Below are 26,284 nucleotides of genomic sequence, written 5' to 3'. Positions count from 1 at the left end.
TGATGAATCTTTATGGATTCGTCGGGCTTTTTTAAATAAAGGTTATAAAAAGCACAAACAAGAAAGGAATGGAGAATGACGGGATGACTACACAGCAACTGCCTAATTGGCTAAAACAAAGAGCGTTCTTAACCCCTGATCGAATGGCAATAAGTAATGGTGATGTGGAGTATACCTTCGGAGAGCTCTGGGAAAAATCAATTTACATCGGTGAGCAGCTTCATACCATAGTGAAATCTTCCAACCAACCATTTGTGGGACTCATGATAAAAAATAAAGTGGAATCTGTGTTGGTCGTTCATGCCATTCAACAGCTTGGATTCACGACTGTATTATTAAACAACAAACTGAGTTCGAATGAATTATCTTTTCAAATACAGGATATGGAGTTAACGACGGTCATTTATGACGATGAGTTTGAGGGGAAGCTGTCTTTTTTAGGGGAACACGTTGATGGAATACCATTTTCTCAATTGCTGCAAACAGCCCCTACACGCTTTAAAGTAAAGGATTATTTTCAGTTAGACCAAGCATGCTCGGTTATGTACACATCTGGTACGACCGGAGCACCCAAAGGAGTCCTTCAATCGTATGGAAACCATTGGTGGAGTGCCATTGGATCTTCTTTGAATCTCGGAATAAGTGAAAATGATGCCTGGCTTTGCTCGGTTCCTCTCTTTCATATAAGCGGATATTCGATCCTTATGAGAAGTGTGATTTATGGAATGAAGGTACGACTGTTTGAAACCTTCGACGTCGAGACCATCAATCATGAGCTTGAAAGTGGAAGGGTCACAATCATGTCGGTTGTAAGCAATATGCTTCAGCGTTTGATGAACGATGCAGGGAACCGAACGTATCACCCGAATTTCCGCTGTATGCTGTTAGGGGGCGGACCTGCACCACTTCCTTTACTTCAGGCTTGTAAGGATAAGGGAGTGCCCGTCTTTCAAACATATGGAATGACGGAAACGGCTTCTCAAATCGTGACGTTATCACCTGAATATAGTATGACGAAGCTGGGGTCAGCGGGTAAACCACTCTTTCCTTCAGAATTAAGAATCAAGAATGAAAAGGGTGCAGCTCAAGCAAATCAAGAGGGTGAAATTCTTGTGAAAGGCCCGAATGTGACGACCGGATATTACCAAAGAGAGGAAGCCAATGCGAAGAGCTTTGAAGATGGCTGGTTTCATACTGGGGATATCGGCTTTGTAGATGAAGATGGGTTCTTATTTGTATTGGACCGGCGATCAGACCTCATCATTTCCGGGGGAGAAAATGTGTATCCTGCCGAAATTGAAAGTGTGCTGTTGGGCTGTGAGGGAGTAAAGGATGCCGGGGTGGTTGGAATTCCAAATGACACATGGGGACAAATTCCCTGTGCGTTCATCGTTAACAAAGAGCGTCTTACAAAAGAAGAGATCTTAAACTACTGCTCCGATAATCTGGCATCATATAAACAGCCGAAAAAAATAATCCAAGTAGATGAGTTACCACGAAATGCCTCGAACAAGCTGCTGAGAAGAGTGTTACGGGATCAATGGGAAAAAGGGCTGTATGCCGATGAAGATTAAATCCATTACCCTACACATCATATCGATGCATTTGAAAAAGCCATTTGTGACACATCTACAAACGGTTGAAAAACGGGAAGGGATCATCGTAGAGATTCAGGATGCCGACGGATTGATTGGGCTGGGAGAGGGAGTTGCTTTTTCCACACCGTGGTATACAGAAGAAACCGTGAAAACATCCTATCATATGATCAAAGATGTATTAATTCCTTTAATGAACAGCCACCCATTTAAACACCCTAAAGAAATCGGAAGAAGATTCGAAGCTGTAAGGGGGAATTCAATGGCGAAGGCTGCACTTGAAATGGCTTTGTGGGATCTCTATGCCAGACAGCATAGCGTTCCTCTCTGGGAGATGATAGGGGGGACGCGTGCTGAAATTCTTGCTGGCGCCGTTGTGGGGGCCGACTCCGTGAAAGAGATGATCCATCAGGCTGAAGAACTTGTGCAAGAAGGATATCAACGCATAAAGCTGAAAATCTCTCCTGGAGCGGATGTGGAGATTGTGAAAGAGTTGAGGGACCATTTTCCTTCTCTTACGCTATTGGCTGATGCCAATTCAGCATACTCCCTTGAAGACAAAGCCCAACTACAGGCATTGGATGCGTATGGGCTGGAGATGATCGAACAGCCTTTGGGAGTTGACGATTTAGTGGAACACTCTCTTTTACAAAAAGAGTTGCAGACCCCGATTTGTTTGGATGAGAGCATCGTAACCACTCATGATATGAAGAGTGCCATCTATTTAAATAGCTGCGGAGTTGTCAATATCAAGCTTGGCAGAGTCGGAGGGTACACAAGTGCTTTGGAAATCTACCGGTTGTGCCAGGAGAATTACATCAAAGTATGGTGTGGGGGCATGATCGAGTTTGGGGTTTCCAGGGCTCATAATCTGGCCCTTGCCACTCTCGAGGGCTTCTCGATTCCCGGTGATATATCCTCTTCCTCGAAATATTGGGAAGAAGATATCATCACTTCTCCTATCGTTGTGAAAAATGGTGTGGCGGAACGCTTGGATGGTCCTGGGATAGGTGTGGAGTTGAACAGAAAACGATTAGGTCATGTGACAATAGGTAAAGAAATGTTTAACCAGTAATTACCCTCGATCAAAAAAAAGAATTTATCTATAAGCAGGTTCCATCTGGATCCTGCTTATTTCTCGTTCGATTGAATGATTAAAGGTGGCAACCAGTAGTTGCGGTGCAGTGCAACCAAGGTTATCTTTACTTTTTACATAGTGATGGAAATAATGAATGGTAGATGAATGAAAGGTGATTGGTAGAATGATCTTTGGAGAGAAGTTAAAAAGTGAGAGAAAGAGTAGAGGCTGGTCACAGGAAGAATTAGCAGAAAGGCTTTTTGTCAGTCGGCAATCGGTTTCTAAGTGGGAGACTGGTCAGAATTATCCAAGTATTGAAATCATCATTAAAGTAAGTGATCTATTCGGAGTGACAATCGATGAATTATTAAGGAGTGATGAGGAATTGACAGAGAAAGTAATCAAGGATAGTAAGCAATTGGCGCATCCAAAACTAAAGTCGATGTTTGAATTACTATTTTTAATTGGTGTTGTTTTATTGTTGGCAAAAATAGGAATTTTTCTTGTTAATAAATTTACTGCTTTTGATATACCTTTGATTGGAAATGCGATTATATGGAACTTTGGACCGTTGATTTTAATGATAGGAGGCGGGATCGGTACGGATGTTCTTAAAGAAAAATATATAGAAGATTAAAGCGTGGGTTGTAAACAAAAATGGTGAATGTTGTATTTTCCCAAAACCGGATCTATACTTAACCTATGAATTAAATCTTCATTACTATTAAGGAGGAATTATGAAACTAGGTGCATTTTCTGTAAGCTTAAGTGTTAAAGACATTAATAAATCAAAAGCATTTTATGAAAAACTTGGATTTCAAACTTTGGGAGGGGAAATGGCCCAAAATTGGCTTATCATGAAGAATGGAAGTACTGTTATCGGCCTGTTCGAAGGTATGTTTGACAAGAACATCCTGACCTTTAATCCAGGTTGGAACCAAAATGCCGAAAATCTTGATTCATTTACGGACATTCGGGATCTTCAAAAGCAGCTGAAAGAACAAGGGGTAAAAATATTGACTGAAGCAGATGAATCAAGTGAAGGCCCTGCAAGTTTCACGATTGAAGATCCTGATGGCAATCCTATTCTTGTGGATCAACACAGATAAAGATAAGGTTGAAAAGGAAAAGCTCAGAGCTGAATCTGAGCTTTTCCTTATGTTTATTAAAATGGATTCGTCGCCCACTGAAGAGACTGCTTGATAAAGATACGGGGGTGTAATTTTAGCTGAGAAACCATATGTTCCGCTAAATCCTCCGGCTGCATGTATTTGTCTTTGTCCACTTCATCGAGCTTATCCCCAAAGGTAAGATCCGTTGCCACCAGGCTTGGGTTCACAGTCATGACACGGATATTATGTGGACGGACTTCCTGCATCAACGCTTCTGTCATCCCTTGAATGGCAAATTTCGAACCACTGTAAGCCGTGCTTTTTGCCGTGCCTTTTAATCCGCTGCTGGATGAAATAGTGATGACGTCTCCCCGGTTTTTCTCGATAAGCTGAGGGAGGACGGCACGCGTCACATGATACGTTCCAAATACATTGACCTCAAAGGTTCTCTTCCAATCTGCAGGATCGATTTCCAGAAAAGAGCCGTACGTTCCAATACCTGCATTATTGATCAGGATATCGGCTGGTCCGAGTTCATGTTTTAGTTTCGAAATTGCCTTTTCCACTTGCTCTATATCTGAGATATCAGCTACAGCCACACTGGCTTTCACACCAAGAGATCTTGCCTCCTCTGCCACTTGTTCCAGCGTACTTTGTGTACGTGCGATCAAACCGACATGAACTCCTTCTCGTGCAAGCTCTAATGTCGTTGCTTTTCCGATTCCCCGGGCAGCACCCGTAATATAAGCGATTTTACCTTTAATCGATTGTGCCACAATGGATCATCCTTTCAAATCAAATTTCTACCGTTAGTGTAAGGCCAAGGGAAAGGATAAGCAAATGATAAGAAAAATAGCTCCGAGAGTCTCGGAGCTATAATGCAGTCATTCACTTTTTTGCCTCAAATATCGTTTATCATTCATAAACAAACTCCAAAAGTAGACAAAACCGGGAAACAGGATGATGAATCCGACAATATAGGTGATGAACACAGCCTTAAACGAGTTGGGATCCGTGAATCCGGACTGGATCGTGACTTCCGGGTAGATGATATAGGGCAGGTGTGCTTTACCGTATACATAGCTTGCCAGTACATATTGAAAAGTCACGGCGATGACAGCTACACGGGGCATTCCCTTCATACCCTCTTTGTTGGTGGGGAGAAATAATGCTCCCCCGGCAACCAGGAAGCCGATTAAAGAGACCCATAACAAAATCTGGTCTTCCATCATTCTTTCATAGATCCATGAAGCTTCATTTTTCATGGTGAACATAATGAAGAACGCCATTACCACAGAGATTGGACCGATGATCATGGCATCTCGCCGATACACTTTAAAAGCTTCGAATTCCTTGGAAGCTTTGGAGTAGTCAGCAAGAAGTAAAGATGAAAGGAACAACGTACTGGCAACGGCAAATCCGAAGAAGGCATATTCATGCGGACTCGTAAACAACTTCCCCAGAAGAAGCGTTTGTCCGTCTTCAAAATCGATGTAAGGTCCGTGAGAGATAGGAAGTACGCTGATAAGCAGACCTGGAATCAACAATCCTGTAATTCCAGTCACATAGGTCAGCGGCTTTCTGTAATCATCTGCCACGTGAGAGAATACCAGAAATGCACTTCGAAGAGCAAGAAGCAGCAGAATTAAACTTCCCGGGATGAGCAGCACCGTTCCTAATGAATAAGCAGCACCCGGAAACATACTATACACTGCGACTACCAGGGCAACGATGAATGTATTCGTCACCTCCCAGGTTGGTGACAGATACCGGTTGGCAATATTGGTTGCTTTTGTTTTGTCATGATTAATGTAGATCATCGACCAAAAGCCGGCCCCGAAATCCATCGTTGCCATGACGGCATAGATGAAGACGAATCCCCATAGTATCGTGATGGCAATCAATGCTTGTGTCATAACTTCACCTCCAATTCTTGCTGGTTATGTGGATAGAGGAATATCCTTATTCTTTCCTTCCGCTTTGTTGATGTCTTTTTCAGGCGGATTCCGTTTGAAGTAATACAAGAGAACAAGAACGACGGACACGGCCAATATCGCATAAACCGAAACGAACAGAACGAACAATACGGCCAAGTTTCCCGTCGTGGTAACCGAGTCCTCTGTACTGAGGATGCGGTAAATTGTCCAAGGCTGACGGCCGGTACAAGCGAATATCCATCCGAATTCGATGGCTAAGATCGATAGGGGGCCACCGGCTACAAACGACCACATCAACCATTTAGGGAACCGGTCTTTTTTCAATAATTTATTCCATACGTAGGCAATGAGAGAAAGTAAAATGAGCAGGGAGCCGATTCCCACCATCGCGTTGAATAACGTATGAACGAAGAGAGGCGGCCAATATTCCTCAGGGAAGTCGTTTAAGCCGATAACTTCCGTATCGAAGCTGTTCCCGGCAAGGAAACTCAAGGCCCAGGGGATTTCGATCCCCCATTTTACTTCCCTCTCTACAGGATCCGTGAAGCCTCCAATGGAAAGTGGTGCATGGGTTTGGGTCTCAAACAAGCCTTCAGCTGCAGCCAGTTTCTCAGGCTGATACTTATGAAGCATTTGAGCCGATTCATGACCATTAATCGCCGTGAAGAAGGAGAAGACGCCTCCGACTAATAAACAAATCATAAGGGATTTTTGATGGAATTTATAAATCCTTGACCCAAATGATGTGCGGAGCATCTTAAATGCGGAAACTGTAGCAATCGTGAACGATCCCACTACATAAGCAGATAATGCTACATGGCCCGCAGTAACAAAAAAGCTTGGATTGAAGAAGGCTTTCCAAGGATCCACGTTGGTGATTTCTCCGTTCACCATTTCAAATCCGGCAGGTGTCCCTTCAAACGCATGTACATTTGTGATTAATACAGCTGAAGCCAGTCCACCGATGGCGACCAGGACAAGACTCACGATTCTCATCCAGGGAGCGATCCGATTCGCCGCATACACATAAATAGACATAAATAACGCTTCAACAAAAAAGGCATAGATTTCGATTTGGAAAGGCAATGCCATCACCCGCCCGATAACCTCCATGAATCCTGGCCATAGGAGCGACAATTGAACACCTGCAATCGTCCCTGTCGGAATACCTACCCCCAGCAGCACGGCGAACGCCTTCGTCCAGCGTTTTGCCATCACGGAATAATCCAGATCATTCGTCCGCTGATACATAATTTCTGCAACAAGAATCATTAACGGAATACCGACTCCGAGTGTGGCAAAAATGATATGAAAGGCCATTGTAGTACCAAACAAGGAACGAGCAATTACTAATTCATCCATTCTCAAGTCTCCCTTACTAGTCTTTAACATTTCCTTATTGTCCACTTAATGGAAAATAATATTCATGATTTTTAGTAGGGGGAGAAAGTTTGATTGTTGATCTGAAATGCTGTTGGGGAATGTCGATTTTTGTAAGTTGATAATATAATAGGCAGAGTCGATAATATATGGGGGAAAGTCGATGATATAATCGGAAAGTCGATAATATAGCCGAAAATTTTATCGCAAAAACTAAAAAAGAGCAGCTCACCAGCTGCTCTCTCTCAAAAAGTTCTATTGTAATGCCTGTTTTAAAGTCTCGATGTTCTTCTTCATGAGTGAAAAATAGTCTTCGTCATTGTTTCTATCTTCTTCGGTAAGGACAGATAGATTATGCAGGGTCAGGGCTTTTGCACCCAATTCGTTTTGAACGACTTCTGTTAAACGCGAAGAGACGTTTTGTTCAAAAAGGATGTATTGTACATTGTCTTCTTTCCCTTTTTCAATGATCTTCTTAAGCTCTTGCTGAGATGGCTCATCAGCCGTATTCAATCCGGCGATGGCTTCTTGATGCAGTCCGTAGCGTTCTTCCCAATAGCTGTAAGCAGCATGAGAAACGTAGAAGGTTTTCTTTGGCGCGCTTTCTGCCATGTCCTTAAATTCTGCGTCAAGCGCATCTAAATCTTTCGTTAATGCAGCGAGGTTCGCCTGGAAATCTTCCTTATGTTCCGGCATTTCTTTAGAAAGTGTATCTGCAATGGTTTTCGCCATTTCTTTAGAGTACACCGGGTCTAACCAGAGATGAGGGTCAACGTCATGGTTGTGCTCATCCCCGTGATCGTCCTCGTGAGAGTCGCCATGTTCTTCATGCTCTTCAGCACTTTCTTCACCATGATCTTCTTCATGATTCAATTCAACATGTTCACTGGTCGGTACAACGACTACATCTTCGTTTTCTAGAATCGATTTCGATCCCTCAACGAATCCTTCAAGTCCCATTCCGATGTAGAAGAAAACATCTCCATCAGCCATTTTAATCATATCTTTTTGAGAAGGCTCGAACGTATGCTCATCGGCACCTGGAGGGTATATGCTTTCCACCTTCACATGTTCCCCGCCTATTTTTTTCGTGAAATCCTCCAATGGATACACGGTAGTGTACACTTCCAATTTATCTTTCTCTCCAGCGTCTTCCTGCTTAGAAGAAGCTCCGCAAGCGGACAATACTAAAATCAATAATAAAAATAAACTCATACGAATATAGTTCAAGAGGAATCCTCCTTTAAAGGTAATAGTTTAATAACTGTAATGATTACGATTTAGCACAAAGGTTATTTTACTACCGTTATGGGGAATAAGCAAGATATATGGACGGATTTTTATATTTTTCTCTTTTAAAAAGGCTCTTTTCGCAAAGGTTGGGCTATTGTAGAGGAGAAAGTAATAGTTGATTTCCGCTCCAGGATGCTCGCTTTCCGCGGGGCTGGCGGTGAGCCTCCTCGGCTGCGCCTCCGGGGTCTCACCTGTCCAGCTATTCCCGCAGGAGTCGATCATCCTGCAGCGAGAATCAACTTTCTGAGCATGTATCCTTAATGGAAAACAATTAAAACAAGAATTTTAGCAAACCATCTCATTTATGGTAAGTAGAGATTGATTTTCCTTTTAAGGAAGAAGAATTATTTTTTTCTAGTTACTTTTTTTCTTGCACACCTTGAAGCTCTGTCATGAAAATTCTATTAAAGATGGTGAGGGGAACTGCGCAGACTCCTGCGGAAGTACGGGCGTGCCGAGACCCCGGAAGCGAAGCTGAGGAGGCTCGGCCGAACGTCCGCGGAAAGCGGAGTAGTTACCCTCACCATCCAGCATAAACCTGGTTGACAGAGCCATTGCAGATTCTATGCTAGAAAACAACAATCTTTGTGAAAAGAGCCTTTTAAAAAAAGAAAGACTACCTCCGGATAGGAGCTAGTCGGAATGATTCGTATTTTTAGATGGCCATTTTTCTGGCACGTGGTCAATTCCACCAGGATGAAAAGGGTGGCATTTCATAATCCGCTTTATTGTTAACCATCCTCCACGTAACGAACCGAACCGGCTCACTGCCTGCACGCCATAATGGGAACAGGTTGGATAGAATCGGCAAGTTGGAGGCTTGAGAGGAGAGATGACCCGTTGGTACACCTTAAATACAAATAACAATAACCTTTTCATAACACGTCTCCTGATTGGTTTTCTTTTACTATATCAAAACTCTTTGGAGGATTAAAATGTTTTTGACTGAATGTCTTCCAATGTTCTTCACGATCGGTTTTTCTTCCGTGCTTAAGAAGCTAATCATTAAGAATTTCCAATTAGAAAATATAGGTATTTATTTTAATTCAGATTAAGTTGATGAAATAACTATGAATTTACGTTATACTTATAATTAGAAACTAAATGGGAGTGATTTTAATGCCTTCAGTAGAAAGCTTTGAATTAGATCATAATGCAGTGAAAGCACCTTTTGTGAGACATTGCGGTGTCCATAAAGTAGGTAGCGACGGACTTATCAACAAGTTTGATATTCGTTTCTGTCAGCCTAACAAACAAGCGATGAAACCTGATTCCATTCATACACTTGAGCATTTATTAGCCTTCACCATCCGTAAATATGCAGAGCCGTATGCTCATTTCGATATTATTGATATTTCTCCAATGGGATGCCAGACTGGCTACTATCTGGTTGTCAGCGGAGAGCCTAAAGTAGAAGAAATAATCGACCTCTTAAATGATACGATGAAAGAAGCGGTCGAGATAGAAGAAATTCCGGCTGCCAATGAAAAACAATGCGGCCAGGCGAAGCTCCATGATTTAGAAGGAGCAAAGAAATTAATGAAATTCTGGCTTAGCCAAAGTAACGAAGATCTAAAACAGGTTTTTGCATAAAAACATAAAAAAATCCACCGTTCTAAAGTAGAACGGTGGATTTTATTTTATCTCTCTTGCTTTTCTTCTTCTTGCTTCATTTTCTCCAAATGAGGATTATCTTCAAGTGGATCCACTGTATGTTTAACCGCTGTATAGGCTTTTGAAGTCGTAAGGGCACTTACGAATATCACTAAAATACATATAGCAACAGCGATGATCAGGACAAGAGTTACTGACATTATGCAACCCCCTTTTTTCATTATTTTACCATAGAAGATAGGGATGTTCATGGACAAAAATCAACATTTTTATGACGTAAATGCGCAGGTATATCTACTAATGATTAGTAATGTTTGGTATTCTCAAAGGTGCATATGAATTTTTTATTAGTATGTACCGGCTTCGATAAACGAAACGAGGGGGACATTACCATGGATGTTTCTTCAATGATGGGTAAGCAGGTTGCAGAGCTTCAACGAACACTCAGTATGAATTTATTGAAAAGTCAGATGGCGACACAAACGGCTCAAGTGACCGTAATGATGAAAGAAATGCAGGTCAGTCAGCCTGCGCCGCATCCCGTTAAAGGACATGTCCTTGATGTGAAGGGATGAAACGGGAAGAAGCCTTGTTCCGTGAAAGTTCGGAACAAGGCTTCTTCTGTCATCTTTTCAATTAATGAAGGCTCTTTTTTTCCAGTCTCACTCTTTCTTCGCTGTTGGACCATTTTTCTTTTAGTGTTTCAAATATGTATAAGCGGAAGAAGTATTGTAATTCTTCTGTTTCCATTTCTTGAATAAGTTCCAGTAGCTCGTTCCTAGAGGTATCTTCTAAGATTGTAAGGGCAATGAGGTCTAAGTCTTCGTCGGTACCTTTGATTCTTCCTCGGTACATTTCATAAATTTCTTCGATTAACTTCATGCGCTTCACCTCCCTTTCGTTCATTTTACCATGAACGTTTATGAATTACTCTACATATTATGCTAGGACAACTCTTATTTGTCTTTACCCTTTATAAGGCTTACTAACCATGGGCTCATCAAACGGAATTCACTCACTTTTTGACAAAATCTGCTATGAAAGCAGGTTTAGCCTTGGTATCAAATTCCTTGTTGCAAAGCCAACCATTAGAAAAAGGAGATGCTTTATTTGGAAAAAAGTATGCTGTTAGTTGGATCGGGACTGGGTGCAATGATTTTAAATTTATTTGGAGAATGGAATTCTCTGTTGACTATTTTGTTAATTGCCGTGACTTTGGATTATTTCACCGGGATGATTGCAAGTGGGATTGAAGGAAAGTTATCCAGCAAATTCGGTTTGAGAGGGATTGGTCGGAAAGTCCTAATTTTCTCTCTTGTCACGGTTGCCCACCTTATTGATACTATACTAACAAATCAACACTTTATTCGTAATGCCACGATAATTTTTTACTTATGTAATGAAATGATTTCGATCATAGAAAATGTAGGCCGTGCAGGAGTACCTGTACCGGAGTTTCTGAGGAAAGCGGTAGAGGTCTTAAAGAAGAAATCGAAGTGAATAGAATTTCGACAATTGAGGAAAATGAAGGGTAAGCACAGTGAAGGAGTGGGAAGATGAACGAAGAACGACACGATTATTATATTGAAGTAGCCACGGGTGAGATTTCAAGAAGCTCGACAGATTCGCCCTGGAACTTTAAGATATCTGCAACAGATGAAGAAATCACCCAGCTTAGGGAAGTGTTCGATTCCAATCACTCAGTCGATTGGCAGAACTTCTATCGTGCGCATGTCCCTTATATTCAATATCATTTTGACCGGGAAAATGATGCATATGATGAGAACCTCCATCAAGTGTATGAAATGATTCATCGTCTTGGAGATGATGAAGCGAAGAAATTCATCGAGAGTATAGGTATCTTGAATTCAGAGCCTCATGAGGATCCAGAGTAATGAATAAAAGTGTTGGTTCAGAAGAGATATCTGTGGACCAATGCTTTTTATTTATGGTTAGATGAAAGAAAGTGTGTACGGATGAGGTGAAATCACATGGAACAGTTTATCGACGAAAATGGGAAGAGAGTAGAAATATCCTTTGAAAAGGGCAGGTTTCAACAAGAATCACACCATGTGCTGGTGCTATGTCGCTACAAAGAGAATTGGTTGTTAACACGGCATAAAAGAAGAGGTCTGGAGTTTCCTGGAGGGAAGAGGGAAAAAGGGGAAACCCTTGAGGAAGCTGCGGTACGTGAAACGTATGAAGAGACAGGGGGAGTGATCAAGGATCCAGTATGCATAGGGGAATATAAAGTATATGATCACTCACCATTTATTAAAACGATTTTCTTCGCTGAAGCTGAGGGTATCGTAAGCAAGGAAGATTATCTGGAAACAGATGGAGCCGTCCTTTGGAACGGTGATTTCTCCAACATTCATGACGATCCTTCCTTTAGTTTTATCATGAAAGATGAAGTGGTGGACTTGGCTCTCAAAAGAATAAGGGATCTCAACCTTATGATTTGATTAATTTCTTTTCGAGTTGTTCAACCAGCTTATACATAATGGTAGCAAATACGGCAATGACAAGCAGGGATAGCAGGACAAGGGTAAAGTTAAAGACTTGGAATCCATAAATGATCATATATCCGAGCCCCTTGGCGGAAACCAGGAATTCACCTACAATTACCCCGACCCATGATAAGCCCACATTGACTTTCAATGTCGAGATGATGGTCGGGAAAGAGGCAGGGAGAATGACTTCTTTGAACATTTGCCCCCTTCTTGCTCCGAAGGTCTGCATTACCTTCAAATAATTCGGGTCCACTTCCCTGAAGGAAGTATACACAACAATCGTGGTGATGATGACGGATATGACGGTACCCATGGCGATGATGGATGTGAAGCCGGGTCCCAACCCCACAATTAATATCGGGCCGAGGGCCACTTTCGGCATGGCATTCAGTATTACAAGATAGGGGTCCAACACTTTAGAAAGAAATGGTGACCACCATAATAAAGCGGCTAATAGCGTCCCGAGTAAGGTGCCGAGAATGAATCCGATGATCGTTTCACCGAGTGTGACAGACAAGTTGGCAAGAAGGCTTCCGTCTCCCAGTTTTACGAGAAACAGTTTCCATATTTTTGAGGGTGAGCTGAAGATGAGGGGATCTATCCAGCTGTTTCGGCTCGCGATTTCCCAAAGCGAGAAGAATACAAAGAAAATAAGCGCTTGATAAAACCAGACCCATCGCTGTTCTTTCTTAATTGATTGGATGTATTCCAGGTGTTTTTGTTTAATCGATTCGTGATTCAAGTTTTTCAAGCTCCTTCCATATGGTTTGGAAAAATCCCGGGTATATCTCATGATTCCTCACTTCAAAGGGCATTAACTCTTTTAACGGTGGCGGGACCTCGAATATCTTGTGGATATATCCTGGTTTCGACCCGAATAGAATGATGCGGTCACTCATGGAGATGGCTTCGCCAATATCATGGGTCACAAGAATAGCGGTTTTGCCAAAATACTTTAATGTGGAGTACACCAGATCCTCTAGCTTCAATTTGGTTTGATAATCGAGTGCTGAGAAAGGTTCATCCAGGAGAAGTAATTGAGGTTCTGTGATGAGAGTTCGAATCAGCGCCACCCTTTGACGCATTCCTCCCGATAGTTCCCTTGGATAAGATGTTTCTACACCTTCTAACCCCATTTCAGCCAACATAGCACGTGCTTCTTTCCTCTTTTCTTCTGTAAGGGTCCCCATAATGGTCAAACCTAGAAAAATATTTTCTTCGATGGTCTTCCATGGAAACAGATAGTCCTGCTGCAGCATGTATCCCAGTTTCTCTTTCATTTTTCGAATAGGTTGTTGGTTTAAAAGAATCGTTCCTTCTGTCGGGCGGATAAGTCCTGCAATAATGGAGAGTAACGTGGTTTTCCCGCATCCACTCGGACCGATAAAGGAGACAAACTCACCTTCTTTTACTTCAAGCGTTATGTCTGAAAGGGCATGGGTGGCCGTTTTGGGTGAAAAGTAGGTGTGATGGATCGAATCTAAAGATAGAAAGTTCACTGTATTTAAGCCTCCATTTTCTTTTTTTCTATAAGTGAAGGGCTGACATGTGAAGTCAGCCCCGGATCGTTCTACTTTGCTGCTTTTTCAGCGATCGACGTGTTCACTAACGTTTCATGATCAACGGACTGTGGAAGCTCCCCTGCTTCATCCATGATGTTTTGGAGATTGTTCCACTCTTCTTCGTCAAGGATTGGATCTGTGGCGAAGGACCCTTGTGATTTGTAGCGATCAACAACCGTTTCAATTAATGAAAGCTCTGTGTCTTCAAAATAGGGCTCGATCACTTTCGCAATGTCTGCTGCACTGTTTTCCTCCACCCATGCTTGAGCTTTGTACAGAGCTTTCGTAAATTTCTCTACGGTTTCTTTGTTTTCTTTCATGTAGCTGTCTTTGGACATGAACGTTGTATAGGGAACGTGACCGGATTCTGTTCCAAAAGAAGCCACGATATGCCCTTTTCCTTCCTGTTCAAAAATGGATGCCGTTGGTTCGAATAGCTGAACGTAATCTCCTGTACCGGATGCAAAAGCACTCGCGATATTCGCGAAATCAATGTTTTGGATCAGGTTTAAATCGCTTTGCGGGTCGATGCCATTCTGCTTCAGGACAAATTCCCCAACCATTTGCGGCATACCGCCTTTACGCTGACCAAGGAAGGTGGTGCCCTTTAGCTGATCCCATTCAAAGTTCTCTACTTTTTCACGGGAAACAAGAAATGTTCCATCGGTCTGGGTTAATTGAGCAAAGTTAATGACCGGATCATCCGAACCTTGTGCATGGACGTAGATGGAGGTTTCTGAACCGACCAGGGCGATATCAGCACCGCCGGATAGCAAGGTGGTCATTGTCTTATCTCCACCCCAGGTAGTGGTCAGTTCAATGTCGAGCCCCTCTTCTTTGAAGAATCCTTTTTCGATTGCGACATATTCAGGAGCATAGAAAATCGAGCGGGTCACTTCTGCTACCCGAACTTTCTGTACGACATCTTCTTTTTCTCCACATGCTGTCAACCCGATTGTCAACATGCTTATGAGCAACACGGCAAAGCCGCTTCGAAGCCATTTTTTCATTCAATATTCCTCCTTTAAGCTTTGTGAAACTCGTTTATCGATAGAATGGGGATGAGTGCATCTCTCTTTGCCTTGTTTATCTTTCCATATTAAAAGGGTAGGATGGTCATAAAGGCAGCGTCTTGTATCTTCTCTTGATGATGAGATTTGCTAAAATATCCTATGTAGAGTACAAAAAATGTGTGAATACCCAATGCACGGTTTGAAAGGAAGAGAATATGAAAAACGGAACGATCGTGAAGAAAACATTGTTTCCTTCACCTAATCCTCGTGTTGAACTATATGAAATCACCTATTTATCCTCTGGTTTACGGGTAAAGGGGTTATTGGCTGAACCTGCCGGGACAGGGAAGTATGATGGGTTCCTTTATTTGAGAGGCGGGATCAAAGGTGTCGGCATGGTTCGGCCGGCGAGAATCGCTCAATTTGCTTCTCACGGATTCATTGTTTTTGCTCCCTATTACCGAGGTAATCTTGGAGGAGAGGGAAATGAAGATTTTGCGGGGGATGATCGTGAAGACGCCATTTCGGGTGTTGAATTGCTTAAACATTATCACAGAGTGGTCCCTAACCGGATCCATGTGTTTGGCTTTTCCCGTGGTGGGGTCATGGCGCTAATGACAGGCATTGAGCAGAGGGACGTCACATCCGTTGTTACATGGGGAGGCGTATCGGATATGTTCTTAACATATGAAGAACGTAAGGATCTCAGGAGAATGATGAAACGAGTCATAGGGGGAAGTCCCAATAAAGTACCGGAACGATACGAATGGCGTACCCCACTGTACGAATTAGAAAACCTTGAAGCTCCCGTATTGATCATTCACGGTGAAAAGGATCAGAACGTTTCAGTTGAGCATGCATATAGATTAGAAAAAAGACTGAAAGAGTTGGAGAAATCTGTTTCGTCCCGATACTTCAAAGAGTTTACGCATTATTTTCCACCACGAAAGAATCAACAAATCGTCTCCATGCTATGCACATGGATGAAAAATCAATAGACAGTGGTGTATTAAATAAAAGGCTCTTTTATGATCAAAGCTTGTAGCTATCATAATGAAGAAAGTAATAGTTGATTTCCGCTCCAGGATGCTCACTTTCCGCGGGGCTGGCGGTGAGCCTCCTCGGTCTCACCTGTCCAGCTATTCCCGCAGGAGTCGAGCTCCCTTCCGCTCCAATCAACTTTCTAAGCATGTTTCTTTGAAAAAAACAAAAACTTTTAGTAAACAACCCCTTTAAGGTGGAGGTAAATGATTTATAGAAGAATTCTGTTTTCTAATTAGATTGTTTTACGCTTTGTAGCTCTGTCACGAAAAATCTCTTGAAGATGGTGAGGGGAACTGCGTAGACTGCGGAAGTACGGGCGTGCCGAGACCCCGTTCGGCTAAGCTGAGGAGGCTCGGCCGAACGCTAGCTGCAAGCGAAGCAGTTCCCCTCACCATCCAGCACATACTAATTGACAGAGCCTAGGCAGTTCTTATGTTAAAATAGGGCAAATAAAAAAAGGATTGAGGTCAAGCGAAATGGGCATGGGCTTGGAATTAAACACGATGATTGTGACAAAAGGAAAAGAAGTAAGGAAAGAAGAGAATCTGTTCGAGCTCCAAAAAGGTGGATATCGTCTTTATCCTATGCATATTCCGATAGATGTCAGAAAAACGAAACATAGTGATCCCAGTGGTTATGGAAGAATCGAAAAGATGGAGTGGACAGATGAGAAAACGACGATTCTTTATCGGTTGATTTCCTTGAATTCCACGAACTAAATAAAGGAGGGCTGTAAACATTCGCTTACAGCCCTCCTACTATTGTATTTCCTCATATAAAATATAGCGATTATCCTCTGTCTGGGCGATCAGGTAGTTGCTGTGATCCTTCACGCTATAGATGGGTGTTCCTTTTTTCAGTGTATTTGCCGTGAAGTCATTAACAGGGTGATATTCACTATCAATCTTTTCTTTAATAGCCCCGAGCTTTTCATCCAGGACCAGCTTCTTCTCCTCAGAGACCTTCACATATTCCTTCTTGTTCACCACCATCATATCTCCGTATCCACATAATTCATAGGATGCAGGTTCTTTGTCGCCGCATGCACTTAATAAGAATACGCATAATATCAAAACAACCAATCGCTTCATGTTTTTCCTCCTTATCATTTCTTTACATACTCAAAAGATATTCAAGCTTGTACGTCAACATGTTTGTTTTTTTTATTCAAAACTACATCAACTTTGAAATGGATATAGTGGTATAATGTTCCTTAAGTGAATAAACCCACGCAGAAATTAGGTGCTGATCTTTAGCATAAAGGGAATTCGGTGTGAATCCGAAGCTGTTTCCGCAACTGTAAGTGCTGACGAAATAAGAAGAACACCACTATTTGATCATTCAGATGGGAAGGTTCTTAGAGTAGGCTGACGCACGAGCCAGGATACCTGCCTTTTTTCCATCGTATTATGCTCTTCGGAAGTTAAGGGTATGGTGCGGCTTTTTAGCATCTCTATTTTCATATGGATGACAACTGCCGGCCAATATTCTTGGGTGGTTTTTTTGTGTTTATGTACCCTCCCGGAAGATACGATAGGTGTTTCACAAACATCATTCAGAAAGGAGGAACTTACATATGGCAAAGGATTTCCGCTACTTATGTTATCCCTATATGCGAGAGTCTGTTTCAACTGTAGATTTTGAGATCCGGACCGATTCACTGTCGACTAAAATCGGACTCGCGTCATCAATGACGGAACACTTACCAAAAGTGCACGACGATTTATTATATTTAGCTGAGATGGCGTACCATCTCAATGGCTCGGTGAGGGGAATGACGGCCATCATGGAAGAGGACTTGAATAAATTGAGCCAAATGTATGATCGTTATGTGTCGGAAGTCGAGGATCGTATCCAAACCTTTGTCCTTCCGCAAGGCTGTACAGCCGCATGTACGCTTCATACCTGTCGCAGTGAAGCGAAAAAGTCCGTCCGTGCCTTACATAAAGTCAGTACTGAGATGAAAGTGGAAAATATTTTATTTAAATACGCTCATTTACTGGCAAATGTCCTGTTTGTGATGGCTGTGTATGTGAATAAATGTGAAGGGATTGAAGAAATTCCTTTTGTGAGTAAATCGTATAGCGACAAAATATAGAAAAGCGGGGAAGATGAAATATGAAAAAATCATGGTTAAATAGTTTACTATTATCAATCATCCTGGTTGTTTTCGCAGGGTGCAGCAATGGGGAAGAAGTAACATCCACAAAGGAAGTCAAGCCTGAAAAGGAGTCTTATTCTGTGACCGATGACAGGGGAGAAGAAATTAGCTTTGAGAAAGTGCCGGAAACCGTTATTTCCTTACAGCCGAGTAACACAGAGATTCTCTTTGCCATAGGAGCCGGAGATAAGGTAATCGGGGCAACTGAATACGACAACTATCCTGAAGAAGCGAAGGAGATTAAAAGAGTGTCGGATTCCATGACGGTCAATGCTGAAGAGGTCATTGCACTAAAGCCGGAAGTTGTCATTGCTTATACCACTGGAGACGATGCCGGAGTGAAGCAGCTTGAAGAGGCGGGATTAAACGTATTCGTCATTCAATCTGCCCAAACCTTTGAAGATGTTTATGGGGATATTGAACAAATTGCAACGGTAATGGGAGTAGAGAAGAAGGGGAACGAATTGGTAGACGGCATCAAGCAACAGATTTCGGATGTGAAAGATAAAGTAAGCACGCTAAAGGAAAAAGAACAAGTATATTTTGAAATCAGTCCATCTCCTGATATCTATACAGCTGGAGCAGAAACATTTCAGCAGGAAATACTGGAAACGGCCGGGGTCGAGAATATCTTTGTAGATCAAAAAGGCTGGGTGAAAGTAGGAGAAGAAGAAATCATTAAACGTAATCCTAATATGATTTTGACGACAGTGGGGTATGTCGACGAGCCGACAGCTGAAATCAAGTCACGGGAAAGCTGGAAAGATGTAAAAGCAGTGAAAAATGGCCAGGTCTATTTCTTGGATTCAGACATTATGTCAAGACCGGGCCCACGTATTGGAGAAGCCGTTGAGCTTACAGCCAAAACGGTGTATCCGGAATTGTTTTCTGAATAAGATTGAATGTGAGATGGGGAAGACAATGATTTGCAAGAGGAATCATTGTCTTTTTCTGATAGATTGTTACTTTTTGTAGGTTTTGTAAAGCAAACATATTAGTACTGTCTTCTTTCTAAATAGCAACATATTTTTGCGGGGAAATCCTTATCATCACAAGTTCAACAATCTTCAACATTGTGTTAAAGTTAACCTAACATAATCACGTTAGGAGAATTCAACATGAGCAAACTGGAAGTCATAGTCTTGAATGAGGAGGATGCCAAAGTTGCAGAAGCATCCGGAGCAGATCGTCTTGAATTGGTGTCTGCCATACATGAGGGAGGATTAACTCCTGATTTACATGTGATAGAAAAAGTATTAAGGACTGTGTCGATTCCTGTTCAGATTATGATCCGTTTACATAGTAAATCTTTCTCGTATCAGTCTGATGAATTGCAAACCATGGCCGAACAAATTAGAACTATAGTTGAAATGGGAGGCCAGGGTATCGTTTTTGGCGCATTATCACATGAAGGTAAGCTTGATTCCCACGCTTTAAAGGAGATCGTACAAAATGCGAAGGGTCAATCGATTACTTTTCACCGCGCTATCGACCTGTCTCATGATCCAGTAGCCTTATGTAAAGGAATATTCCATTCAGGCTTAAACGTTGATCGAATTCTCACATCAGGAGGAAAATCTGAAGTGAGTAAGGGACTGGATACGATTGGTGAAATGAGGGAAATAGAGCAAATGGGAGGTCCCATTATCATGCCGGGTTCGGGTTTAACTGTGGAAAATATAGGCGAAATACACAGCAAGCTAAAAGCAAGAGAATATCATGTAGGATCAGGTGTCCGACATAATGGGTGCTATGACTTAGGGATAGACTCTGAAAAGGTAATGGAAATCAAACGTGTGATTATGTCCTAATTTGATTTGTTACTATACTACTATTGGAAAAAAGAATGAATCATGGTAAAAATAGTATGTAATACAATAGAATACTATCAATATTTCTACTAGGGGAGTCCGATACATTGCTTGGACTGAGAGGAGAACGCATAAGTTCTTTGACCCTTTGAACCTGATCTGGATGATACCAGCGTAGGGAAGTAGTACGGAAGCGTTTATTTGTGTTTTAAGGCGCTTACTACTTTTTGACATTTCGGGTTCTGATTATTCAGGACCCTTTTTTGTGTCTTCATGTCCTTTTGTAGAACAATGGGAAGCCTGACGCAGTAACTTCTAAGATCCAATCAAAAGGAGGAGAAGTTTAGTGGCAATCGAGTTAAAGACGCAATTTAAAAACAGTAAAAAAGTATATGTCGGAGGGTCAAGGCCAGACATACATGTACCGATGAGAGAAATAGAACTGAGTAGGACGAATGTTAATTTTGGCGTGGAAGAGAATGAACCGGTTCGTGTATACGATACAAGCGGACCTTATACAGATGAGCGTTACCAAGTCGATATTAATAAAGGGTTACCTTCTGTTCGCACAGAGTGGATCTTGGAACGTCAAGATGTCGCGGCTTACCCGGGACGTGAAATCGAGCCGGAAGATAACGGCTATAAAGGAGACGATCCTCGTGCAAACGTAGAGGCGTTCCCTGCTATTAAACGTAACCCAATGCGGGCAAAAATGGGTCGTAATGTGACTCAAATGCATTATGCGAAAAAAGGAATTATCACACCGGAAATGGAGTTCATCGCTATCCGGGAAAATGTTGATCCTTCATTTGTAGTAGAAGAGGTAGCAAATGGCAGGGCCATCATTCCTGCCAATATCAATCATCCTGAATGTGAACCAATGATCATCGGTCGTCACTTTCATGTGAAAATAAACGCGAATATCGGAAACTCTGCCGTATCATCTTCCGTTGAAGAAGAAGTGGAGAAAATGACGTGGGCAACTCGTTGGGGTGCCGATGCCATAATGGACTTATCAACAGGTAAAAACATTCATACAACAAGGGAGTGGGTCATTCGAAACTCCCCTGTCCCTGTTGGTACGGTACCGATATATCAAGCACTTGAAAAGGTTAACGGGATTGCTGAGAATCTTACATGGGGTGTGTACAGGGATACATTGATCGAACAGGCGGAGCAGGGTGTTGACTATTTCACCATTCATGCAGGTGTATTATTGAGGTATATTCACCTGACGGCTGATCGTACAACAGGCATTGTTTCCCGTGGAGGTTCAATCATGGCACAATGGTGTCTTGCCCATCATAAAGAGAACTTTCTTTATTCACATTTTGAAGATATATGTAAGATTTTAAAAGCCTATGATATCTCCGTTTCCTTAGGAGATGGTTTAAGGCCCGGATCAATTGCTGATGCGAATGATGAAGCACAGTTTGCCGAGCTTGAAACTTTAGGCGAGCTAACCAAAATTGCTTGGAAGCATGATGTACAGGTGATGATTGAAGGCCCTGGTCATGTACCGATGCATATGATTAAAGAGAATGTGGATAAGCAAATGGAAATCTGTCATGAAGCTCCTTTTTATACCTTGGGCCCATTAACGACAGATATTGCCCCGGGGTATGATCACATTACTTCCGCCATAGGGGCTGCCATGATCGGTTGGTTTGGAACAGCCATGTTGTGCTATGTAACACCGAAAGAGCATCTGGGATTACCGAATAAAGATGATGTGAGAGAGGGTGTCATTGCATATAAAATCGCTGCACACGCAGCGGATTTGGCGAAAGGGCATCCAGGGGCACAAGTAAGGGATAATGCCGTTTCTAAGGCTCGATTTGAATTTAGATGGAATGACCAATTTAATTTATCCCTGGACCCGGAACGTGCAAGGGAGTATCATGATGAAACACTTCCTGCAGAAGGGGCAAAAACGGCCCATTTTTGTTCAATGTGTGGACCGAAATTTTGTTCAATGAGAATATCACATGATATAAGGGAAATGAAGGAGAATAGCATTGATGACGCTCATAAGGAAATAGAAAAAGGATTGAAAGAAAAATCGAAGGAGTTTGTGGAAAATGGATCAAACATCTATCGATGAGCCTCTTTGTCATGTACTCAAATTGAAGAATGATATCATAAAGCTCAATCAGAGGGTTATCCAACTCGAAAAAGAAGTGAAGAGCATCCAGGAAAACTGCAGGCATGTCTTCTATGAAACGCATGTAACAAGATCTTGTATCATATGTCATTATGTAGAAAGTACCTATTATTAGAAACGTGTAAGTTATAGATTAAATTTCTTTTGACAGCTTGTATGGACCGTGCTACGATTATTACAAATTTCGGAATAGTAAATGAATATATATGTGTGACTCTTATTGAGAGAGGTGGAGGGACTGGCCCTGTGAAACCCGGCAACCATTCAACCGATGTGTTGAATAGGTGCTAATTCCTGCAAAGCAAATGGCTTTGGAAAATAAGAGAGGATTCTAATAAACATGAAGCCCTCTCTATCGCAAGAGAGGGCTTTTCGTTTTTATGAAAGAAAAATTAAATAAACAAATGCAATAGGTGCTGAGTCATGCTCAGCTAAAAGGGAAGACCGGTGAAAATCCGGCACGGTCCCGCCACTGTGATGGGGAGCGACTTATCATTCAACCACTATTTCTGTTGAAATGGGAAGGGATAAGGAGCTGTGAACCTAAGTCAGGAGACCTGCCTGTTGTATGCGCTTATGCTCTACGTGGATATAGAGAGGGGTGAGGAATACGTGTTGAGAATACAAATTGGTCTCAACTCTAGTTAGTGATACGTATGAATCTCTCTTTCATTTGAAAGAGAGATTTTTTTGTTGATGACAATCATATCAAGTATAAGGAGTGAGGAATGAATGAGTAAGGTGATCAGTTCCAATTTAGGTTATCCAAGGATCGGTGAAAAGCGTGAATGGAAAAAGACGCTGGAACAGTTTTGGGCAGGGAAGATTGAAAAGGATTCCTTCTTAGAGCAAATGGAAGAAATACGAGTCAACCATTTGAAGAAGCAATTAGATCAAGGGATTGATTTAGTTCCGGTTGGAGATTTCAGCTTATATGATCATGTGCTTGATACAGCCGTCATGTTCGGCTTGGTTCCCGAGAGGTTTCATTATCGTGGGGGTAAGGTCTCTCTTGAAACGTATTTTGAAATGGCCAGAGGATCGAAGGACGCGGTGGCATTAGAAATGACAAAATGGTTTAACACCAACTATCACTATCTCGTGCCTGAACTTGATGGGAACATACCTCAGTTAGTGGAAAATCGTCCCCTGCATTTTTTTAGAGAGGCAAAAGAAAAACTGGGTATAGAAGGGAAACCGGTTATCTTAGGTCCTTTCACTTTTGTGAAATTGTCTAAAGGGTATGAAACCGGTGATTATAAAACTCTTGTTGCTCAATTTGTACCTCTTTATGCTGAAGTACTGCGTGAATTAGAGGAAGAGGGGGTAGAGTGGGTACAAATGGATGAACCGATCTTATGCACATCCATCGGGGATGAAGAGATGGATCAATTCAAAGAAGTCTATCAAACGCTTAAAGAATCCTGCCCCGGGCTAAAGATCATTCTTCAAACCTATTATGATAGTTTGGAAAGGTACCAGCGGGTGTTAGCACTCCCGGTAGACGGCATAGGGATAGATTTTGTGCATGATCGTGGTGAGAATTTGGCGGCGCTGAAAAAATTTGGTTTTCCTAAGGATAAATTCCTGGCTGCCGGCATTCTTGATGGGAGGAATATTTGGAGAAGTAATCTTGCTGATACCCAATCGCTTCTATCGTCCATTGCAGGGGATGTTCCGGGTGATCGCTTGATCATACAACCATCATGCAGTTTACTACATGTACCTGTAACCGTGCAGAATGAAGAAACAATTAATACACCTCTCATTGACGCTCTATCATTTGCTGATGAGAAATTACATGAAATCACTATTTTAACAAAGGGGATTCGTGAGGGAGCCGAGACAATAGAAGATGATATCTCTGAAAGTGAAACGGCGATAAGGAATTTAAACGAATCAACGCTGCGTAATAATAGGAAGGTGCAGGAAGAGGTTGAAGAATTGCATCCCAACAATGTCGGGAGAAAAGATCCTTTCCATATTCGTAAACAGGAACAGGCCAAGTACTTTTCATTACCTTTTCTACCTACCACTACAATCGGCAGTTTTCCTCAAACCCAGGAAGTGAGAAGGCAAAGGCTGAAATGGAGGAAGGGAGATCTTTCTGATGGGGAGTATCAGCAATATATTCAGGCAGAAATCAGACGTTGGATTGAAATTCAGGAACAAATCGGCCTTGATGTGTTTGTACATGGTGAATTCGAGCGGACGGATATGGTTGAATTCTTTGGTGAAAAATTAGAAGGTTTTCAATTTACGAAGTATGGCTGGGTACAATCATACGGTTCCAGATGTGTGAAGCCACCACTCATATATGGGGATGTGAAATTTAAAGAACCCATGACCGTTAGAGAAACCGTATACGCTCAATCCTTAACGGATAAACCGGTTAAGGGGATGTTAACGGGCCCGATCACGATTCTAAACTGGTCATTTGTTCGGAATGATGTATCACGTTATGAAGTAGCTAATCAAATCGCGCTGTCTCTTCAAAAAGAGATAGAGGAATTAGAAGCCAATGGGATTCGCATGATACAAGTTGACGAGCCGGCACTTAGGGAAGGACTGCCTTTAAAGAGTGAAAATTGGGAGGAATATCTCAACGCTGCCGTTTACGCTTTCAAATTGGCCACTTCATCAGTACAGAACCAGACCCAGGTCCATACACATATGTGCTATTCGGATTTTGAAGATATTATAGATGCCATCAATGATCTGGATGCTGATGTCATCTCGATTGAAACCTCAAGAAGTCATGGGGAATTAATCCATGTTTTTGAAGACAATACGTATGACAAAGGGATTGGTCTGGGGGTATATGACATTCACAGTCCCCGGGTGCCGAAGCGTGAAGAATTAATCCGTAATATACACCGGGCCATTGAAGTGCTGGATCCCGATTTATTCTGGGTCAACCCGGATTGTGGTTTGAAAACACGTGGGATCGATGAGACGGTATCAGCTCTTAAAACCATGGTGGAAGCGGCGGAACAAGTGCGTGAAGAGATGCTCATGAAAAAGGAAGGATAATTGACAATATGATCGAGTGCCGATGATAACGCTCCTTTGATCCACCTTTTCAAAACGCAGGGCGCAGTTGAAAAGAGTTGCGTCCTGCCCATAAGGAGATAAAAAGAAAATGCCATACATAGCCATAGGAAGAATCATTCAAGTATTTAATGAACATCAGCCAAATCGCACTATCCTGTATTTGGTGAGTGATAAGGGGATCGATGAGTTCCCACAAGGGAGGATTTCATTAAAAACCGCTTTAGCATGGCAGGCGGAAGAAAAGATATGCAATGTCTATGCTCCAAGTTAAAATTTAGAGGGAGAAAAAATAAGCTTCCCAAAATCCTTTGAATTGTGTTAACTTAATGTTATACATAGTTTACATACACAAGGGGGATTTGAAAGTGAACGGAGAAAAACTAAGGGTGATCATTCACTGTGCCATCTTTGCTGCGATTACGGGGATTTTCGCTCAAATCGAGATTCCACTGCCACTCGTTCCAATCAGCGGGCAAACATTAGCAGTAGGAATTACAGCGACGATTCTTGGAAGCCGATATGGTGCGTTTGCCATGGTATGCTATGCAGCCCTGGGAGCAGTCGGTGTTCCTGTATTTGCAGGCTTCAGTGGAGGGGCACAGGTACTGGTCGGTCCTACGGGAGGCTATATTTTCGGCTTTATCGTAGCGGCTTTCTTTACTGGATTCATTCTTGAAAAAACAAAATTCACCATACCGATGGCGATGATTGCCAATACAGTAGGAATGATTATTACGTTGATCCTGGGTACCATTCAACTGAAATTCGTAGCCGACCTTAGCTGGAATCAGGCAATGGCAGCTGGAGTATATCCATTTATCGTTGTTGGACTTATCAAAGCATTCCTGGCCAGCTGGATTGGAATCACTGTAAGACAACGACTGGTTCAGGCGAGGTTGATCGGGAATCGGAAAGCAGCAGCATAATGAAAAAAAGTTGACTCCTTGTTGGAG

General features: G+C 42.2%; 29 protein-coding genes and 4 riboswitches. Of the genes, 18 read left to right on the top strand and 11 right to left on the bottom strand.

All coding sequences use genetic code 11. The features are described 5' to 3' along the window. Positions 1–83: 83 nt before the first annotated feature. The 4 genes from FZC88_RS20045 to FZC88_RS20030 all read left to right on the top strand — a co-directional run bounded on the left by FZC88_RS20045 (position 84) and on the right by FZC88_RS20030 (position 3,782). Entirely contained in the window at positions 84–1,574 is a 1,491-nt protein-coding gene (locus tag FZC88_RS20045; protein WP_148996180.1) for an o-succinylbenzoate--CoA ligase, read from the top strand. Continuing rightward, positions 1,564–2,670 (top strand): o-succinylbenzoate synthase, encoded by a 1,107-nt coding sequence (gene menC, locus FZC88_RS20040; protein ID WP_148996215.1) that lies wholly within the window; start codon positions 1,564–1,566, stop codon positions 2,668–2,670. The genes FZC88_RS20045 and menC overlap by 11 nt, the downstream gene beginning before the upstream one ends. A gap of 187 nt (positions 2,671–2,857) precedes the next feature. Continuing rightward, entirely contained in the window at positions 2,858–3,310 is a 453-nt protein-coding gene (locus FZC88_RS20035) for a helix-turn-helix domain-containing protein (RefSeq protein WP_148996179.1), read from the top strand. 100 nt (positions 3,311–3,410) lie between these two features. Then, complete coding sequence (locus FZC88_RS20030) at positions 3,411–3,782, top strand: VOC family protein (protein ID WP_148971364.1); 372 nt, start codon at positions 3,411–3,413, stop codon at positions 3,780–3,782. 56 nt (positions 3,783–3,838) lie between these two features. Here the strand turns inward: FZC88_RS20030 and FZC88_RS20025 are convergent, their stop codons facing one another. The 5 genes from FZC88_RS20025 to yidD all read right to left on the bottom strand — a co-directional run bounded on the left by FZC88_RS20025 (position 3,839) and on the right by yidD (position 9,274). Next, the gene (locus tag FZC88_RS20025) at positions 3,839–4,561 is read right to left on the bottom strand and encodes a 3-ketoacyl-ACP reductase (protein WP_148996178.1); all 723 of its coding nucleotides are present in this window, start codon (positions 4,559–4,561) and stop codon (positions 3,839–3,841) included. 108 nt (positions 4,562–4,669) lie between these two features. Further along, positions 4,670–5,701 carry a cytochrome d ubiquinol oxidase subunit II gene (locus FZC88_RS20020; RefSeq protein ID WP_148971366.1) on the bottom strand — a complete coding sequence of 344 codons (1,032 nt, stop codon included), beginning with the start codon at positions 5,699–5,701 and terminating at the stop codon, positions 4,670–4,672. A 24-nt stretch (positions 5,702–5,725) separates the two neighbouring features. After that, positions 5,726–7,084, bottom strand: coding sequence for a cytochrome ubiquinol oxidase subunit I (locus tag FZC88_RS20015; protein WP_148996177.1), 1,359 nt, complete (start codon positions 7,082–7,084; stop codon positions 5,726–5,728). A gap of 273 nt (positions 7,085–7,357) precedes the next feature. Continuing rightward, a complete protein-coding gene (locus tag FZC88_RS20010) occupies positions 7,358–8,332 on the bottom strand; it encodes a metal ABC transporter substrate-binding protein (RefSeq protein ID WP_262371989.1) in 975 nt (324 codons plus the stop codon). Between the two features lie 696 nt (positions 8,333–9,028). After that, positions 9,029–9,274 (bottom strand): membrane protein insertion efficiency factor YidD, encoded by a 246-nt coding sequence (gene yidD, locus FZC88_RS20000; protein ID WP_148996175.1) that lies wholly within the window; start codon positions 9,272–9,274, stop codon positions 9,029–9,031. Between the two features lie 240 nt (positions 9,275–9,514). Here yidD and FZC88_RS19995 point away from each other — a divergent pair, with 240 nt between their 5' ends. After that, positions 9,515–9,988 (top strand): S-ribosylhomocysteine lyase, encoded by a 474-nt coding sequence (locus FZC88_RS19995; protein WP_148971031.1) that lies wholly within the window; start codon positions 9,515–9,517, stop codon positions 9,986–9,988. 47 nt (positions 9,989–10,035) lie between these two features. Here the strand turns inward: FZC88_RS19995 and ytzI are convergent, their stop codons facing one another. Continuing rightward, positions 10,036–10,209, bottom strand: a complete 174-nt coding sequence (ytzI, locus tag FZC88_RS19990; RefSeq protein WP_148971030.1) for a YtzI protein — start codon at positions 10,207–10,209, stop codon at positions 10,036–10,038. Between the two features lie 192 nt (positions 10,210–10,401). On the opposite strand from ytzI, the gene FZC88_RS19985 reads away from it, so the two are divergent. Next, positions 10,402–10,584: a hypothetical protein gene (locus tag FZC88_RS19985; protein ID WP_148996174.1), complete on the top strand. Its 183-nt coding sequence runs from the start codon at positions 10,402–10,404 to the stop codon at positions 10,582–10,584. Between the two features lie 61 nt (positions 10,585–10,645). Here the strand turns inward: FZC88_RS19985 and FZC88_RS19980 are convergent, their stop codons facing one another. Beyond that, the gene (locus FZC88_RS19980; RefSeq protein WP_044340349.1) at positions 10,646–10,891 is read right to left on the bottom strand and encodes a DUF6154 family protein; all 246 of its coding nucleotides are present in this window, start codon (positions 10,889–10,891) and stop codon (positions 10,646–10,648) included. Positions 10,892–11,119: 228 nt separating this feature from the next. Between FZC88_RS19980 and FZC88_RS19975 the strand changes: the two genes are divergently transcribed. From FZC88_RS19975 to ytkD, 3 genes are all read left to right on the top strand, one after another. Further along, positions 11,120–11,509 (top strand): phage holin family protein, encoded by a 390-nt coding sequence (locus tag FZC88_RS19975; RefSeq protein WP_262371988.1) that lies wholly within the window; start codon positions 11,120–11,122, stop codon positions 11,507–11,509. 56 nt (positions 11,510–11,565) lie between these two features. Continuing rightward, on the top strand, positions 11,566–11,904 hold the full coding sequence (locus FZC88_RS19970) for a hydrolase (protein ID WP_148971029.1): 339 nt from the start codon (positions 11,566–11,568) through the stop codon (positions 11,902–11,904). A gap of 96 nt (positions 11,905–12,000) precedes the next feature. Further along, positions 12,001–12,474: an RNA deprotection pyrophosphohydrolase gene (gene ytkD, locus FZC88_RS19965; protein ID WP_148996173.1), complete on the top strand. Its 474-nt coding sequence runs from the start codon at positions 12,001–12,003 to the stop codon at positions 12,472–12,474. On the opposite strand, the gene FZC88_RS19960 is transcribed toward ytkD, so the two are convergent. The 3 genes from FZC88_RS19960 to FZC88_RS19950 form a co-directional block, all read right to left on the bottom strand. After that, entirely contained in the window at positions 12,464–13,264 is an 801-nt protein-coding gene (locus FZC88_RS19960; RefSeq protein ID WP_262371987.1) for an ABC transporter permease, read from the bottom strand. The two genes, ytkD and FZC88_RS19960, sit on opposite strands and share 11 nt — an antisense overlap. Next, positions 13,245–14,021: an ABC transporter ATP-binding protein gene (locus tag FZC88_RS19955; protein WP_148996171.1), complete on the bottom strand. Its 777-nt coding sequence runs from the start codon at positions 14,019–14,021 to the stop codon at positions 13,245–13,247. The genes FZC88_RS19960 and FZC88_RS19955 overlap by 20 nt, the downstream gene beginning before the upstream one ends. Positions 14,022–14,092: 71 nt before the next feature. After that, on the bottom strand, positions 14,093–15,094 hold the full coding sequence (locus tag FZC88_RS19950; protein WP_148996170.1) for an ABC transporter substrate-binding protein: 1,002 nt from the start codon (positions 15,092–15,094) through the stop codon (positions 14,093–14,095). Between the two features lie 218 nt (positions 15,095–15,312). On the opposite strand from FZC88_RS19950, the gene FZC88_RS19945 reads away from it, so the two are divergent. Continuing rightward, positions 15,313–16,095 (top strand): alpha/beta hydrolase family protein, encoded by a 783-nt coding sequence (locus tag FZC88_RS19945; protein WP_148996169.1) that lies wholly within the window; start codon positions 15,313–15,315, stop codon positions 16,093–16,095. Positions 16,096–16,617: 522 nt separating this feature from the next. Then, entirely contained in the window at positions 16,618–16,860 is a 243-nt protein-coding gene (locus FZC88_RS19940) for a DUF2584 domain-containing protein (protein ID WP_148971023.1), read from the top strand. Positions 16,861–16,899: 39 nt separating this feature from the next. Here FZC88_RS19940 and FZC88_RS19935 read toward each other — a convergent pair whose 3' ends face one another. Continuing rightward, a complete protein-coding gene (locus tag FZC88_RS19935) occupies positions 16,900–17,232 on the bottom strand; it encodes a DUF3053 domain-containing protein (protein ID WP_148971022.1) in 333 nt (110 codons plus the stop codon). Between the two features lie 132 nt (positions 17,233–17,364). Next, positions 17,365–17,551, top strand: a riboswitch (cobalamin riboswitch). A gap of 166 nt (positions 17,552–17,717) precedes the next feature. Between FZC88_RS19935 and FZC88_RS19930 the strand changes: the two genes are divergently transcribed. From FZC88_RS19930 to FZC88_RS19895, 7 genes are all read left to right on the top strand, one after another. Then, a complete protein-coding gene (locus tag FZC88_RS19930) occupies positions 17,718–18,239 on the top strand; it encodes a hypothetical protein (RefSeq protein ID WP_148996168.1) in 522 nt (173 codons plus the stop codon). Between the two features lie 20 nt (positions 18,240–18,259). Beyond that, positions 18,260–19,198: an ABC transporter substrate-binding protein gene (locus FZC88_RS19925; protein ID WP_148996167.1), complete on the top strand. Its 939-nt coding sequence runs from the start codon at positions 18,260–18,262 to the stop codon at positions 19,196–19,198. 222 nt (positions 19,199–19,420) lie between these two features. Continuing rightward, positions 19,421–20,113 carry a copper homeostasis protein CutC gene (locus FZC88_RS19920; RefSeq protein ID WP_148996166.1) on the top strand — a complete coding sequence of 231 codons (693 nt, stop codon included), beginning with the start codon at positions 19,421–19,423 and terminating at the stop codon, positions 20,111–20,113. Positions 20,114–20,194: 81 nt separating this feature from the next. Continuing rightward, a riboswitch (TPP riboswitch) is annotated at positions 20,195–20,311 on the top strand. 148 nt (positions 20,312–20,459) lie between these two features. Beyond that, positions 20,460–22,217, top strand: coding sequence for a phosphomethylpyrimidine synthase ThiC (thiC, locus tag FZC88_RS19915; protein WP_262371986.1), 1,758 nt, complete (start codon positions 20,460–20,462; stop codon positions 22,215–22,217). Between the two features lie 274 nt (positions 22,218–22,491). Next, positions 22,492–22,602, top strand: a riboswitch (SAM riboswitch). A 69-nt stretch (positions 22,603–22,671) separates the two neighbouring features. After that, positions 22,672–22,856: riboswitch (cobalamin riboswitch) on the top strand. A 153-nt stretch (positions 22,857–23,009) separates the two neighbouring features. Then, entirely contained in the window at positions 23,010–25,310 is a 2,301-nt protein-coding gene (metE, locus tag FZC88_RS19905; RefSeq protein ID WP_148996163.1) for a 5-methyltetrahydropteroyltriglutamate--homocysteine S-methyltransferase, read from the top strand. 109 nt (positions 25,311–25,419) lie between these two features. Further along, positions 25,420–25,602 (top strand): hypothetical protein, encoded by a 183-nt coding sequence (locus FZC88_RS19900; protein WP_148971015.1) that lies wholly within the window; start codon positions 25,420–25,422, stop codon positions 25,600–25,602. Between the two features lie 88 nt (positions 25,603–25,690). Then, the gene (locus FZC88_RS19895) at positions 25,691–26,257 is read left to right on the top strand and encodes a biotin transporter BioY (protein ID WP_397541049.1); all 567 of its coding nucleotides are present in this window, start codon (positions 25,691–25,693) and stop codon (positions 26,255–26,257) included. Positions 26,258–26,284 lie beyond the last annotated feature (27 nt).

It is taken from the genome of Rossellomorea aquimaris (genome assembly GCF_008180865.1).
GTDB classification, from domain to species: Bacteria; Bacillota; Bacilli; order Bacillales; family Bacillaceae_B; genus Rossellomorea; species Rossellomorea yichunensis.
Note: the sequence above shows the minus strand (reverse complement) of the source record. Positions and strands in the feature narration are given on the sequence as shown.